This is a genomic window from Apibacter sp. ESL0404 (assembly GCF_019469245.1).
Lineage (GTDB): Bacteria > Bacteroidota > Bacteroidia > Flavobacteriales > Weeksellaceae > Apibacter.
In genome coordinates this window covers 498,850-513,849 of sequence record NZ_CP048267.1, presented here as the reverse complement: position 1 = coordinate 513,849, position 15,000 = coordinate 498,850, and the positions used below count along the sequence as shown (strand labels likewise).

Genomic DNA, 15,000 nt, shown 5'->3' with positions numbered 1-15,000 from the left:
TTATTTTTAAATATAGGTTCTCTCCTTTTAAAATCTTATTTTAACTCATCATAAGTAGTATCTCCACATAGCAGAAAATTTTTAAATTCTTCTTTATCCATATAACCTGCAACCGGAAAATTTAAAATTCTATTATCCGGTGTTACTAATACGTAGAATGGTTGAGAATTGGAATTAAAGTTCTCCCTTTGAAAAGTAGACCATTTATTTCCTATTGTTTTAATTTTTCTTTTTCTTCCATCTTTTAAATGAAGGGTTTGTTGCTCATTATTAGGCAATTCTTCTGAGTCATCTACATATAAAGATGAAATTATGAATTTATCGTGTAAGATATTCCAAATATCCGGTTCACTCCACACATATTCTTCCATTTTTCGGCAATTTTCACATCCATAACCAGTAAAATCAATGAGAATGGGTTTATTTTCCTTTTTTGCCATTTCCCTTGCTTTCTCATAGTCATGAAAGATGGTCAATCCTAAAACCCCATTTTTTTGGTTGTTTGGATATATGCTAATTTGCATAGGTGGAGTAAGTCCACTAAGCAATTTTAAATTAGGCTTTTCTGAAGGAAACAATCCGGGGATCATATAAATTCCAATAAGTCCAAAGAGACAAGCCCAGATTATTCTTCCTACATTGATTTTTACTTTTTTATTATCGTGAGGAAATTTAATTACACCTAATAAGTATAATACAATTGAAATACAAATAAGGATCCAAATCGCAATAAAAATTTCTCTTTTCAACAAGAAAGTTTTAGCTACTAAATCTGCTTTTGATAAAAATTTGAACGCTAAAGCTAATTCTAAAAAACCTAAAACAACTTTAACGGTATTCATCCATCCTCCTGATTTTGGCATCGTATGTAAAAATTGAGGAAACAATGCAAATATTCCAAACACTAGTGCCCAAGCTAATCCACATCCTCCAAATGCTACGGTCAATTGATTCGGGTTTTGAATTGCATTCGCCAGTATGCTTCCTAAAACAGGACCGGTGCATGAGAATGAAACGATTACCAGGGTTAAAGCCATGAAAAAAAGACCTATTATACCTCCCGATTCGGAAGCTTTATCAGATTTATTAGCCATCCATCCGGGTAACGTTATATCGTAATATCCAAAAAAACTAAAAGCAAACAGTATAAAAATCACAAAAAAGATTAGATTCAACCATACATTGGTGGCAATCTGATTAAAAATATCCGGATTTATACCACTTATAAGATGAAAGGGCAGTGTAAATAGTACGAAAATTAAGACTATGAAAAAAGCGTAAATTAAGGCATCTTTCTTGCCTTCTTTTTTACTTTTAGCATGTTTGGTAAAATAGGATATGGTTAATGGAATCATAGGATATACACATGGGGTTAGCAAAGCTACTAATCCTCCTAAAAAACCAAATGTAAAAATCCATATATAACCTTCTTTTTTAATTATCCTATCTCCGCAATCTTTATTTATGGGTTCAGCTATATTAAAGCCGGGTATAATGATCTGATTTTTATTGCTTTCTGCAATTGTTTTTATTGGTTGAACGGAATCTTTTATTGGAGTTGAAGGAACGGAATCTATTTGTGGTTTCGGTTGAGTCAATTGCTTAATCGTGTCTTTAAGTAAGACCGTTGACTTATCTTGATTTATTGACTTAGGGATCAATTTGAATGAAAAGGTTTCTTCATCAGGTGCTAAACATACTTTATCATTGCATATCTGATATTCAACATCTGCTTCAAATACAACCGGTTTAGAACCTAAAACCTCAACTCGTTGCCTATATTCAACTTTATTGGAATAATAAATCAAAGTTCCTTCAAATACATCGGAATATTCTTCAATTTTTTTACCAATTTCTTTAGTTGTACCAATTAATTTTATTGAGGAATTTTCGGGGTATGAAAATGAAGTTGGAATAGCATTTTCAACCTTTATATCTTTGGAATATACATGCCACCCCGATTCTAAAATTGCAGTGAATACGGCTTCATAGATATTATCTTTTTCATGTTTTATTTCCGATTTCCAATGGATAGGATTCTTAACTTGAGCATTGGCTACTAGGGCAAGAACAAAAAAAATCCAAATCAGTTTTTTCATGATAAGCTTTATGTTAGAATTATTTAGTTTATGAACCAAATGTAATAAATTTCACAAATATAATCGACTGATTTTATCTTAATTTTACTTTGGAAATCCCATCTTTTTTTTCCAAAAATGACAGTAAAATTTAAAATTTTTCTTATTTATTAAATGGTTATTATCTGATTTATAAACACTTCATGATTGAAACAATACATGATTAATTACCAAATTACAATCATTTATTCAAAATTTTTTTAGTATATCTTATCTTTAAGTGTTGAATTTAATAATTAAAACGAAGCTTTTATCTGAACACTTCCAGTATGTATGGTTTTTGAATCTTCACTTTTGCGTCCATCGTATATAATATTCAATGTAAAAACAGAGCTAAGTTCTCGTTGAAGGTATGCTTTCCATATCATATTTTTTCCACTTAGTAGCCCTTCCATCATCTGACTGGATACCAAGGAAAAATTATTTCCTTTTAATTCATTTTTTATATATGAAAAAGTGCCGGTAAGAGAGGTTCTTTTCTCATCATTCCAATGGCATTCAAATCCGGCTTGTTTCCATTCTAAACGTTCATTTCCTAATTTGTTTTTTTTATGTTGATACTTTAGTAAGGCTTTCAGGTTGATATTTTTTTGAATTTCATAGGTTAATGAAGGATGAAAAGCTGTTGTTTCGATGGTAAATCGTTTGGTAACAAAAAGTTGAGATCTACTTTTATCTGTGATAAAATTATTTTGAAGAGAAAAAATCCATAAATCCCATGGTTTATAATTTACTAAAGTTTGAAAATTGACACTATTTCTTTTGTCTTTTCCGGTAAAAATAAATTGTGTAAAGTTATTTTCCATGAATTGAAAAGCTCCCGTCCATTTGTGTACACTGATTCGATTAAATGATAAATTTGTAGTTATAATCTGTGTCTGAGTCAAGAGATCTTTATTGGAAAACGGATTAAGTTCAACGGTTTTATTTTTTTTCTTGTAAGATGAAATCGATTGAAAAGCAGATTGTAAGGTTATTCTTTTCCACCAGTCGGAATTAAGAAAACGAGAGGGATGTACATGAATTGTAAACAGTAATTTATTATTATTTGATTTTAAATAGTTTACATTGTCTGTATAAACACGTATATATTGTGCTTGATCGCTGAATTCTGCCACTTCAAATTCATCAATTTCCTCTATACCGTTCCCATTATAATCCGTCCATTTATAAATGCCTTTTCCATCCGTCACTTTTACATATTTAAATTCTCTTTGAGCTTCCTGACCACTCGACAACTCATATTCAGAATTTAAGGCTAACCCGCTTTTAAGTAACATTTTATTCCAATGAATAGATCCTAATAAGTAATTTTCATCTTTTTGATTGGTATATATAGCTTTACTGTAATGCACTTTACGATAATGGAAATCAATATTTAAATTATGTTTTTGAGATTGTATCAATTGATTGTTTATGATCGTTCCATAGGAAGTGGTAAAATTTTTCAGTTTACCAATACGTACGGAATCATCTGTTCTGGCATAAATTTTTAATTGGGTAAAAATTTTTGCGCTATCTGTTAGTAAGGTTGCATATATTTCATTCCAGTTAAAACTGGATGAGGTATATTTTGACAGCAAATTGTTTTTAACTTTGTTGGTTTCTCCTTTTAAACCTATTCCTACTTTCACCTTTCCTATTTGTTGATTAACTTCCGAAATATGCTTTATAAAATTTGAATGGATACTGTCTTGTTGTTTGGAATATAAATAACTAACATTTGTAGATATGGCTGTATTATTAGTAGTATATCCCAGGTGTATATCATTTTTGTATCCTTTATAAAAATTTTCTTCTTCTAAATAATTCAAGGTGTAATTTAATTTCCATTTTTCATATAGTATGTTTTGCCAACCCAGACTTAATTGGTTCTGATTTATACCATTGAATTCTTGTGAAATATTAAAATCCCTATCGAATTCAACTTGATTAATTCTTTCTAAGATGTGAAAGTTTTTTTGAATAAAAATATGGGATAAATTAAAATTACTATTCCAATATTTTTTATCTATATTCTTATTTAAATATAATTTGCTTGCAAATCCTTTATTTTTGCCATTTCCAATAGACGAAAACGTATTTTCATCATGATCGCTTAGTGCCAAATTAACACCCAAATTACCTTTATTAAACCTATATTCTGCATGAGTTGAAACTATTTGTGTTTTTTGAGGTGGAATCAATTGGGTTACGGGTTCATATTCCCCTTGAAATATTCCGTCAATTGGAGGAATATACTCATATACACGACCATTTACAGGAAGTGATACAATTTTATAATTTCCTTTATTAGCCCCCATATAGGTAAATGAAAGTGTATATAATTCTTCTGAGCTATCGGTTGAATATTGATAAATTGATTCTTGTCCTGTATTTATTTTTTTATATAAGATTTTGTTTGGATCATATTCGGTTAATACTGCATTCGGCGCATACATTCGGTCTATTTCGTTTCCTGCTTCACGTAAAACTTCTTTTTGTCTATCTGTCAATTCTTGATTACTATCTTTGGTATCATTTTCAGAAAATATATTGGCACTAAAAGTAAATTTTTCAGATTGAAATTTTCCACCCGTATATAATAAAAAACGTGTATAAGTTGTTGTATTATAAATATATTCTACTACTATACGACTATTGGAAGAAATATAGGTTTTGGAGGTAAAAGTAAGTTCTCCCGTATTATAATTGATCGTATAATCTTGATCTTCGCCCCTTTTTAATAACGCACCGTTCATATAAACTTTTTCTGAGCCTGATAATACAATTATAAAAAGTTCTCCTTGTTTTCCTTTTAATTTATAAGGTCCTTGATTTCCTTCTATTCCGGTAAATTTCATTCGATTAAATTCTCCTCTGGAAAGCGAACCTAAAGCATATAAATCGGTAAATGAATTTGTACGTTTTATTCGTGTTCCAATTTGCATACCCGTAATCTTTCTCGAGAAATTGGCTAAATAATCTTGGTCTTGAATCAAATCTAAATGTCCCGCTCTTAAATAAGAATTTTTATTAGACAGCTCAATATAGATTTTATCAAATTCATCCAATCGTTGGGTATATCCGTCGGCTTGTATAGGTATATTATGATCTGATATAGCTGCTTTTATCATAACATCTTTACTTAAATGACCGGAGAGCTCTAAATCCAATGATGACTGAACGGAAGCACTTTGATTGTTCCCAAAAGTGATCCCTCTAATTAAGGTCCCTGAACTTGTCAAATTTTGAAAAAATTCATTATTTTTCTTTACTTTTTCAGTTATTTCATAAAGTTTTACAGGCTTATTAATTCTCACTATTAGTGACGTATCTTTAGAATAAATTATTTTTTCTTTTTTTTCAGGAAATAGGTAATAACAAATTTTTAATTCTTGACCTATCAATAAAGGATCAATTTTTATCGCATTTAGCAGCGAATGGTATGAGTATAATTTAGGGTTTATTTTTTCATTATTTTTATTCTTTATGGAAATCGGCTCAGGTATAATCGTTAGAGAATCAAGTACTACTAAGGTGTCCTTTATTACAATTTTTTTACACTTGAAATTTGGATTTTTCCAATCAATATCCTGAGCCTGAATAAATAATCCCAAGCATATAGTAATTAGTATGAATATTGATCTACTTAGCAATTTTATAAATTAACGAATTTATACTTTTTTTTGATATACCCATTAATTGATAAAACTTTATTTTATTCAATAAATTTTATTCACTACAATTTAGTTTACTACTTTTAATAACATTATCTTAATCTTCAACTAAAAAAATCAAAATGACTTTACAATAATTAAATTGTATTAAATAAATAACGATAAAAAATCTTAATAATCTTCCAACGGTTTAATTTTTGTAATACTATAAATAATAAATGAAATATTTATGTCAAATTTTACCGAAATAATTCAAGGAGATAAAACCGTGTTAATTGATTTTTCCGCAGAGTGGTGTCAACCCTGTAAAATGTTAGCACCAATATTGAAAGAGGTTAAAGAAAAAATTGGAGATAAAGCAACAATTATTAAAATTGATATAGATAAAAATCAAAAATTGGCAAATGCATATCATATTCAATCAGTACCAACTCTAATTATTTTTAAAAAAGGAGAAATAAAATGGAGAGAAAGCGGTGTAAGAGCAGCTCAAGAAATTATAGATTTGTTAAATCAATACTCCTAATAATTCTTAAGTATTTCGTTGATTAAATTGTATTCATACCCTTTTTGTAATAGATAATTATATATTTTTTTCTTTTTTAAAGATACTTCAGATTCCCTAATAATATTCCATTTTTTTTCAGTCAACTCCATGAGAGTTGATTTGTAATCATCCTCGTTAATTTCTTCAATCCCTTTATCTATTAAATTAGTTGGAATTCTCTTTTGCTTTAATCCTTGCTTAATTTTAATCTTCCCCCATTTTTTTTGATAAAATTTTCCTCTTGCATACGATTTGGAAAATCTTTCCTCATTTAAAAAATTATTTTGTATTAACCATATGAGTATTTCCCCCCTCTCTTCTTCATTCAAAGATGTTATTTCTTTCAATTTTTGTTCCACCTCGTAATGACTGCGATCCTGATAGACGCAATAATCTGCTAATTTCTTTTTTATTTGGGATAAACCAAGCACGGCATCTTATTTAGATACTAAAATATAAAAAAGTTTCAAAATTTTTTGTATTAAGTTAATTAACCTGATTTTTTAAGTATTTTTATAACAATAATTTTAAAAACATGAAATCATTTAAGATCTATTTACATATATTTTTAGTTGTAACTACTTTTTCAATTTCCTATGCGCAAAATAATAATTCTTTTAAGCCAGAAGAAATTACTGAAAAGCAAATCACAACATTAGATAAAGACCTTATCCTTGACGATTTTCAAAAATTAGAGCTTAAAGAATTCATATTAGAAAAAACTACATATCTAAAAAATGTAATGGATACCGGTATTGACAATCAAGAGATACGTTTTTTGATTGAAAACAACAACAGGGAAATAGATTTTAAATTAAAAGAAGTATTATCAACTGAGCAGTTTGATAAATATTTAAAACTAAAACGGGAAAGAGCGATTAATACGGATCAGAAAAAAAAGAAAAAAAGAAAAACATCTAATTAAATTTTTGAAATTTATCACATTTTTAAGTAAAGTTAAGCAATGATCTCTATACGATATTATTTTATGTTTTTAAACAAGAAAGGCGATAAAATCGCCTTATTTGTAACCTTAATTCAGTTACATAAAATTTAAAATTTTTAATTATGATTTTATATAGATATACTTAATTATCCAATTTTCCAAACATTTTCATAAGCCACATTGCTTATAGAAAGTGATTTTGCTACTATTATAAGGTTAATTTTCATTGGTTCATTATTTACAGAATCAAACTCCTCTGAAAATTCAATGCAATATCCTTTTTCAAATTTTACCTCTTGAAGTTTACTCATGGCATCTCTACGATAAAATATAATTTTTGCATCTTTTGTTTTTTCGGTCGATAACATCCAATCAACAAAATAGGGTGCTCCTGTACTTTCAATCGTTAAATGGATTTGCCCTCCACGGATAGTAGCTTGTGGTTTTCCTGTACTATCTACCCCTTGATTAAAACTATATTTACATTTAAGAACATTATGAGTATTACCATCCATTTCCAATTTAGCTAAGAATGATGACATAATATTATATTTTTAATGATGAATTAAATTTATCATAAATTAGACAGAAATAAAAGGGAATCTTAAATTCCCTTTTTTTGTCAGAAAGTTATTAATGTATGGATTTTAAACCCATTCATTAATATGTTCTCCTGTTCCCATTTTAATAGCTTTCGCTGAAATAGTAAACGTTTCGGTTAATGGATTAGTACCAGATGCATCAAAGTTTTCTCTATACTTAACCACATAACCATCAGTAAATGTCAACTCTTTCAAAGTGGCATCAGAATCTCTTTTTACAAAGATTACCTTACCATCTTTTCTTTCAAAACTATTGGTCATCCATTCAAAAATATCAGATTCACCTGTTGATTCAACAGTTACTTCAATTCTTCCACCTCTTGTTTGAGATGAAGGGCGACCAGTTGGGTCTGTTTCTTGTGCTAAAGAATAATTAACATTTAAAATGTTATATTTCTTTCCAGCAACTTCTAATTTTGCTTTAAAAGACATAATAAAAAAATTTAATGATTAATATTTAATAAAATATATTTATACCACAAAGGTAATTATATCAGATAATCTTATCCTGATACAATATGTTAAAATATTGTTAAAATGCCTATTTGTTATTGTATAATTGCCTACATACTTCTAAATCTCTAGTAATAATTTGTATCTGTCTTCTATAAGTTTCCACCTTAGCAAGTAAGGTGTCAATTTCTGCTTTACTTTTTCCATAAGTTTTTATAGTCTTTTTAGATTCGATAAGGGCTCGACTTGTCAACAAAAAATTCTTATATAACAAACCTCTTCGTACGCTATCTTTACCTGGAATATTTTGTTCCATTTTTATAACCATATCAATGGCTTTTTGTTGATAATAATACATATCATGATTGGGCATGTCAATGGAATCTATATATTTTTTCAAAGTTTCCATTTGATTTTCAAACTTTTCCTGATATCTAAATTCATTAATGATTGCAGTATTTTCTTTTCTGAGTTCATAATTTTCTCTCCAAGGTAACTGATAATTAAAGAATATTGATGTAACAATAATTATTATTGTTAAAGTAAATAAAGATATAAAAAGTAGAAAAGCTATCCATCTATCTTTTTTATTTAATACTTCCATATTATAAATTTTTAATCGTCAAAAAATCTGCTTTTTTTTGTTTTTTCAATTGGATTATTTTCCAATCTTTCTTTAATGAATATTCCGGTATCATTTCTTTTTCCGATGTAATCTAGTCTATTTAATGCGGCAAACAATTGATCTAGCGTTCTCATAAATACATTTACCTTTTTAATAGTTTTATCAACTTGTGAATGATTATAACCGGCATTAACCAGATCCGTAAACAGAACTTCAAAATCACCTTGTGATAATCCACACCATTCTGCCAAATAATTCAATAGTTCTTCTTTACCTGCTCCAGATTTGGCATCAACAAAGTTTTTCATGATTCTGGCTAATCGAACTACTTTATCCAACATGTAAGCCGGTGTAGTATACAACCCAAGCCATCTTAAAGAATTGATTTCATTACCCAAATAGGTAATCACCAACTCCGAAAGCTTTAATACCATAATAGCTAATTCATTTGTTTGATTTTTCCTGTTAATTTTTTGAGCTATTTGAACTGCATATAATTCCAATTGCCCCATAAACTTATCAATTTGAGTATGTACATCAATCAATTCTTTATGACTATTCGTTGAGGTGCACGGAGGTATATAACCCGGTTGTAAATACGTTTCCTCTTTAGTTACAACAATTTTCCCTACTGTTAGCTGATAACCAATGTTAGAAGTTTGTTCTGATATTTGTCCCTCTTGAACTAAATGTAATTTATAAGTAGGAGTTAAATATGGATACCTTGGTGGGTTTTCATCAGAATTTAAGACCCCAAAAGGTATTTGTTCAAACGGATTAACCACTATATTGGCTAATAAAATGATTTCTTGTTCCTCATCTAAATTATATATGGCTTCCGGATAAGGCATCTGTATATCTATCGAATTATTTAAAGGGGTAATTTCTATTCTTGCTCCGTTAGGAGTAACTGCATGACATTCTTCAATTTTTACTCGCAATAATTTATGATTATCTATAATTAAAGAAATTTTTATTGATTCCATCGTGTTATGCACCGGTAGAAGACCATAGCTTATAGGGGTTACATGACTTCCAATGGCATCACGCATCATATCAACAAAATTATCTTGCATGGCTATGAAGTGGGATTTGTTTATCTTCATCCCATCAATCCAATTAACTGGAAAATAATTTAACTTTTCTAACATAGCGAAAGATTTATTTTAAAAATTATCATTATTTTTTTCATTTATATTTTCATATTCATCATTTTGATCATTATCAAAATTATATTTCAACTCTTCTTCAGAATTGATTAATGGCGGAGTACGTTGACATATGATGACACTATTCTCTTCAATTGAATTTACATACAATGGATAATCAGGCTTAATAAATTTTGGTAAGCCTAAATATTTAGATTTTAAATAAAATACCCAGTGTTGTTTTTCACCGTTTATATCCATCAAATTAATAGTTGAATCAGGATTTCTTAAGTTATAATCATTTACAAAATGATAAAATAACCTTCCAAAATCCATACGTATTGGAGCTTTTGCTCTAAATTCTGTTCGTATATCTGAATTAGGATCTCTATGGAAAATAAAAGTAATGACTACCATGTCTCTATATTCGCTGTCCGGTGGATCAGGATAGGCATGTTCTTCCGGAAATTGCCAAGTTTTATAAATTTTCGGAGGAATGGATATAGATGCTTGAAATGTTAAAAATATAGATGTCGGAATGATAAATACTAATGATGAAAACATCATGTTATATACGTACGTATTACCTTTTACCAGTGTATACACGAATAGAAATGGTATAAGAATGTATATCACCATAGTTATACTAAAAAGTAATTCAATCCAGGGAGATTTAGAATCAAACTTATCAAAGTAATTTCTGTAGACGAAACAATGGATAATTCCTAGTATAAAAAAAACAACTTGATAAAAAATAAAAATGCTAAATATCTGATTGTTAAAAACTTCCGAAGAACCTATAAAAACCACTAATGCAGTTACTAAAACTAATATAATGGTGTATGCTATAAATTTGTTTTTATATTTTTGTTTGAAGCCTTCTACTTTTGAGCTAAAAAAAATATAGACAATTATAGATACAGCCAATATTATCAATACTCCTGTTATAATTGAAGGATCTATTAAATCCTTAAGATATGTTTTAAATTTCATATTCTCGATGTTATTCCTAAAATTGTATTTTCAGTTAAATTAAAAACTTCTGTTTCTTTTTCTAATAATATGGTTGTTTTTACATCTACTTCCATAGGTAGAAAATATTCATAAAATAATTCTATAAATTTCTTTAGCTTACCTTGATGTATATAATCTAAAAATGAAGTCTTTTGTAACGGTCCGATTTTAAATTCTAAGTATAATGAGTAATCCATATAGGCACTTCCTGAAATCATATCTAATCCAAGTCTGCAATTTCCCAGATTTATTTCTTCCTCTGAACTGGATTGTTCTTTATATCCTTGCTCTTCTATTTCCACTTCTTCTTCCAACAAATAGCTTAAGCAATGCACAGTCATGTCAAGATCTCCAACAATTTTATGGAGATACGGCAAGATTCTAATTAATTTAGAAACTAATACGGGGGGCAATTCTCGATCAATATGCCAAAAATCGTAAAAGAAATCCAGTGGTTTAGATCCATTAAGTTCCAGTAAAATTTCTTTCTCAATATTTTCTCTTTCTATAGCTTTAAGAAAAAATTCATTTTCAAAAGGAAAGAAAAATTTCCTTGCATATTCTTCTTCCTTTTTATGGATTTTATATTCTTTGGTCATATCAGAGACCATTTTTTGGGGTTTATCGGCTCCCAGTTGGTGAGTTAATCCTTCGGGAAGAGTATCATAAATACCATCTCTAGATAAATTAACTTTTACATACTCTGTTACGTCATAATTATAATTAACAATTTCCGCCCCTAAAACATCCTTCCTAAAGGGTCTTTTAAATTGTCCTTTGTGATCTACTAAAATGTTTTGTTCTTTACTATCTACTTGATCGAGTATTTCTGAAATAATTACTTCGGCTTTTAGATCAAATTTAAAATTGTTTATCCTATTTTTTATTTCATCCGATAGGATATTTGTTTCTATAGCTTCCATATTTATTCAGTCTCTTTATCAATAATTAGTCTTCCGGCACTGACATATCTAAGTTGAAAGTAATCTAAATTAAAATCACTTATTATTAAACCTTTACTCCTGGTACTTACCAATATTCTATTATTTCTTAAATATATTCCTATATCGCCAACCGGTATATCTTTTTGATATCTAAAAAAGAGAATATCACCTTCTTTAAGAAAATTTCGTCCCGTAAAGAGATTAATTTCCGGAGAATTAAAAATTCCCAGGGGGGTGGAAGGTATTTTTCTCTTATAAGTTAATTGAAACAAAGCACTTGTAAACGCTGCAATATTCAAACTATCAATGGTAAAACCTTTAGTTGCATAAGGTGTTCCGATCCATTTATCTATAAAATCATAAAACTTATAATTGGTTAATTCCTCAGGCTTAATACCTAAGGTTATTGAATATTTTTCTTTAAGATAAATTTGTCTATCTGTTAAATTTTTTTCATATTGTTGATCTAAAGTATCCAAGATAGGCAGGTAATTAGTTGTGATTCCTAATTTTAATTTTATATCATCTTCATTGTATTTGAACTTATAAGGTATTTCATTATAATACTTATTTTGACATGCATAGAACAAAAAAAACGTCAATACAGATAGTGCAAGTATATTCTTTTTCATTTTATTAATAATCTATAAGGATAAATATTAGAGGAAACTTTATCTAATTTATAAAGCATGTTATCACATAAATATTGCCATTCAAAATCAGTGATTGTAGAATCCGGTGTTAAATTTCTTTCTAAAATTATATCAATGGTTCGGACAAATCCTTTATTTGTAGAAGTATCGATTTTGGTACCTTTTCTTATTTCCACCCCGGTAATAGTAAACTTAAAATGGTTTTGACAAAAAGTTTTTATATCAGCAAAAGTTACTATTCTTCCTCGAGTTAAAAGGGCTTCCCTATAAGAATCAATTTTACCTTTAGTATCCATCCTGGACTTGCCTCCTACTGATGTATTAATCAGCATGATAGAATCTTGCTTGAAATCACTAGTACCTATCCCGTCCAAATGAGTTCCTACTTTCATATCGTTGGCTTCCTCCCCATTTGTAACCCAATAACTTATGGTAAAGAAATCATTATCATTTTTTATAGCTGCAGATTTTGGACGAATAATGGCATAAGGAAAATTAGATTTTGTGAATTTCTTTTCTTTTATGTGCTGCTCCAATGTTGCAATCGATTTGTTGATCTCTTTAATCGTCCCGTCAATAAAATCTCCACCAATAACGGTAAAGGAAGCGCTTTCATCTTTTAATAATTCAATCAGATATTGTATCAATTCGGAAGCATTCCGTTCATCAAATCGAGTAACACCAGTATGTCTCAACGTGGCATCTCCTATATCTAAATTTCCTTCCGAAAATTCCTTAATATGATATTGGTAACCTCTCGAATCATTTATACTGTCTAAATCTAAAAATATATCTTCAGAAGCTAAAGGTATATAATTAATAAAAGAACCAATGGTTTGATTTTGAGTAAGTAATCTTTTATTAATAACAGGAATCGCGTTAATGTAAAACATTACATTTTCAAAAGCATCATTGATAACAACTTCCGGAAATTGAATCTGAATCCAAATTACATTTTCTGCATCATTAATTTTAGTTACGTTGCTGCCGAATAAATCTACTAATTCATCCGGGACTTTAAATACTTCATCTTTGATAATAATATCTTGAGTAAAATGTAAAAATTTATCTGAATAAAAATTATTTACATCTGTATACAATTGATTGATTTTATTATAGTTCTTATTTACAACTGCATCAATATCAATTGTATAATTTTCGACATTAAATCCTTCTTTGTAAGGTATTTCTTGATTGTTAATATAAAATTTGGCTTGTTTTAAATAATTATAAAAAATTTCCCTTTGAGATATATTCCTTACATCCGTAAAAAACATAAGCTTTTCTAGTTTATCAACCCCATCCGGACAAGTTATTCCTAACCATAAGGATCCCGGTTTCATAAATCTTGATTCTTTTGCAATAGGATCTTTGTGAATAGTTCTTTTTAAAGAATATAATGAATTGCCAAAAGCGATATAGTCTAATTTAGCTTTTGTTAAAATAAAGGGTAAAGTTGTTCCAAAATAAATATCTTTAACAATAGGTTGTAACGGGTCATAAATATTTTGTATTGTCTTTTTACATCTAAATTGATGCTCCAGGGATATGGTAAAATTATTTTCTATAGGCTCCAAATGAAGAATTGATCTGGATGGTATAATTCCAGTATTAATCTCAGGAGACATTATTTCCAATAATCTTTCAATAATACGTGATCTGGAATTATTTAATTCAGCAGATATTTTTTCTAATTCTGATGCGCAAGCTTCTAATAGCAGAGCAACTATAGGATCAAAGGAAGTTTCTAGTTCACTATCCGTATAACCCCACGTTTGGGCAGCCCTTCTAAGTATTCTGTCTTTTATTTTTTCTTGAGTATCCATTTTCTAAATTTGTGAAAGGGGTCCAATAAAAAAATATCCTTGAAAATTGAAGGGTCTATTTGTTTTCTTAATCAGTCCATCGATTTTCATCGTTACTTTTTTCTTTAATCGTATTGAATTATTATAAGAAGGATTCTGACCTACGCCAATCGCAACATCTACTTCTAATAAATTTAATCTACTCTCATTCATCATTATAGCATCTTTAATATCATTTTTGAATTTGTCTCTTAAACTATTGGTGTCTGATAATAAATCAAAATCCATCTCCCAAATTTTACATCCTAACATTTCATTGAATTTACATTCACCAAAGGAAGAGGTTACAATCAAATTAATATATTTAGCTATTGATTGATCTAAATTTGTTTTTTCAACATCCTTTTTTTCAATAATATGTTGAAAATTTATGGGAATATTATAATAAATTCCATACATATCAATT

The 15,000-nt window shown here is 28.7% G+C and carries 14 protein-coding genes; 2 read left to right on the top strand and 12 right to left on the bottom strand.

Annotated features, from left to right (window positions below; all coding sequences use genetic code 11):
• Positions 1-35: 35 nt before the first annotated feature.
• Both GYM72_RS02150 and GYM72_RS02145 read right to left on the bottom strand, forming a co-directional pair.
• The gene (locus tag GYM72_RS02150; RefSeq protein ID WP_220264548.1) at positions 36-2,099 is read right to left on the bottom strand and encodes a cytochrome c biogenesis protein CcdA; all 2,064 of its coding nucleotides are present in this window, start codon (positions 2,097-2,099) and stop codon (positions 36-38) included.
• A 275-nt stretch (positions 2,100-2,374) separates the two neighbouring features.
• The gene (locus tag GYM72_RS02145) at positions 2,375-5,737 is read right to left on the bottom strand and encodes a hypothetical protein (RefSeq protein ID WP_220264547.1); all 3,363 of its coding nucleotides are present in this window, start codon (positions 5,735-5,737) and stop codon (positions 2,375-2,377) included.
• A 289-nt stretch (positions 5,738-6,026) separates the two neighbouring features.
• Between GYM72_RS02145 and trxA the strand changes: the two genes are divergently transcribed.
• Positions 6,027-6,323 carry a thioredoxin gene (trxA, locus tag GYM72_RS02140; RefSeq protein WP_160567698.1) on the top strand — a complete coding sequence of 99 codons (297 nt, stop codon included), beginning with the start codon at positions 6,027-6,029 and terminating at the stop codon, positions 6,321-6,323.
• Here trxA and GYM72_RS02135 read toward each other — a convergent pair.
• The gene (locus GYM72_RS02135; protein ID WP_220264546.1) at positions 6,320-6,775 is read right to left on the bottom strand and encodes a regulatory protein RecX; all 456 of its coding nucleotides are present in this window, start codon (positions 6,773-6,775) and stop codon (positions 6,320-6,322) included. The genes trxA and GYM72_RS02135 overlap by 4 nt on opposite strands.
• Positions 6,776-6,879: 104 nt before the next feature.
• Between GYM72_RS02135 and GYM72_RS02130 the strand changes: the two genes are divergently transcribed.
• Complete coding sequence (locus tag GYM72_RS02130) at positions 6,880-7,269, top strand: hypothetical protein (protein ID WP_220264545.1); 390 nt, start codon at positions 6,880-6,882, stop codon at positions 7,267-7,269.
• A gap of 167 nt (positions 7,270-7,436) precedes the next feature.
• Here GYM72_RS02130 and tssD (GYM72_RS02125) read toward each other — a convergent pair whose 3' ends face one another.
• The 9 genes from tssD (GYM72_RS02125) to GYM72_RS02085 all read right to left on the bottom strand — a co-directional run bounded on the left by tssD (GYM72_RS02125) (position 7,437) and on the right by GYM72_RS02085 (position 14,993).
• On the bottom strand, positions 7,437-7,832 hold the full coding sequence (tssD, locus tag GYM72_RS02125) for a type VI secretion system tube protein TssD (RefSeq protein WP_160542629.1): 396 nt from the start codon (positions 7,830-7,832) through the stop codon (positions 7,437-7,439).
• 105 nt (positions 7,833-7,937) lie between these two features.
• Positions 7,938-8,324: a type VI secretion system tube protein TssD gene (gene tssD, locus GYM72_RS02120; protein ID WP_160557349.1), complete on the bottom strand. Its 387-nt coding sequence runs from the start codon at positions 8,322-8,324 to the stop codon at positions 7,938-7,940.
• A gap of 109 nt (positions 8,325-8,433) precedes the next feature.
• Positions 8,434-8,949, bottom strand: coding sequence for a type VI secretion system TssO (gene tssO / locus GYM72_RS02115; protein ID WP_220264544.1), 516 nt, complete (start codon positions 8,947-8,949; stop codon positions 8,434-8,436).
• Between the two features lie 11 nt (positions 8,950-8,960).
• Positions 8,961-10,121 (bottom strand): hypothetical protein, encoded by a 1,161-nt coding sequence (locus GYM72_RS02110; protein ID WP_220264543.1) that lies wholly within the window; start codon positions 10,119-10,121, stop codon positions 8,961-8,963.
• A gap of 15 nt (positions 10,122-10,136) precedes the next feature.
• A complete protein-coding gene (locus GYM72_RS02105; protein ID WP_220264542.1) occupies positions 10,137-11,111 on the bottom strand; it encodes a TssN family type VI secretion system protein in 975 nt (324 codons plus the stop codon).
• On the bottom strand, positions 11,108-12,055 hold the full coding sequence (locus tag GYM72_RS02100) for a type VI secretion system baseplate subunit TssG (RefSeq protein WP_220264541.1): 948 nt from the start codon (positions 12,053-12,055) through the stop codon (positions 11,108-11,110). The genes GYM72_RS02105 and GYM72_RS02100 overlap by 4 nt, the downstream gene beginning before the upstream one ends.
• Before the next feature lie 2 nt (positions 12,056-12,057).
• Complete coding sequence (locus GYM72_RS02095; protein ID WP_160557354.1) at positions 12,058-12,708, bottom strand: C40 family peptidase; 651 nt, start codon at positions 12,706-12,708, stop codon at positions 12,058-12,060.
• Positions 12,705-14,555 carry a type VI secretion system baseplate subunit TssF gene (locus GYM72_RS02090; protein ID WP_220264540.1) on the bottom strand — a complete coding sequence of 617 codons (1,851 nt, stop codon included), beginning with the start codon at positions 14,553-14,555 and terminating at the stop codon, positions 12,705-12,707. The genes GYM72_RS02095 and GYM72_RS02090 overlap by 4 nt, the downstream gene beginning before the upstream one ends.
• Positions 14,556-14,558: 3 nt before the next feature.
• On the bottom strand, positions 14,559-14,993 hold the full coding sequence (locus GYM72_RS02085; protein WP_220264539.1) for a GPW/gp25 family protein: 435 nt from the start codon (positions 14,991-14,993) through the stop codon (positions 14,559-14,561).
• Between the last annotated feature and the right edge of the window lie 7 nt (positions 14,994-15,000).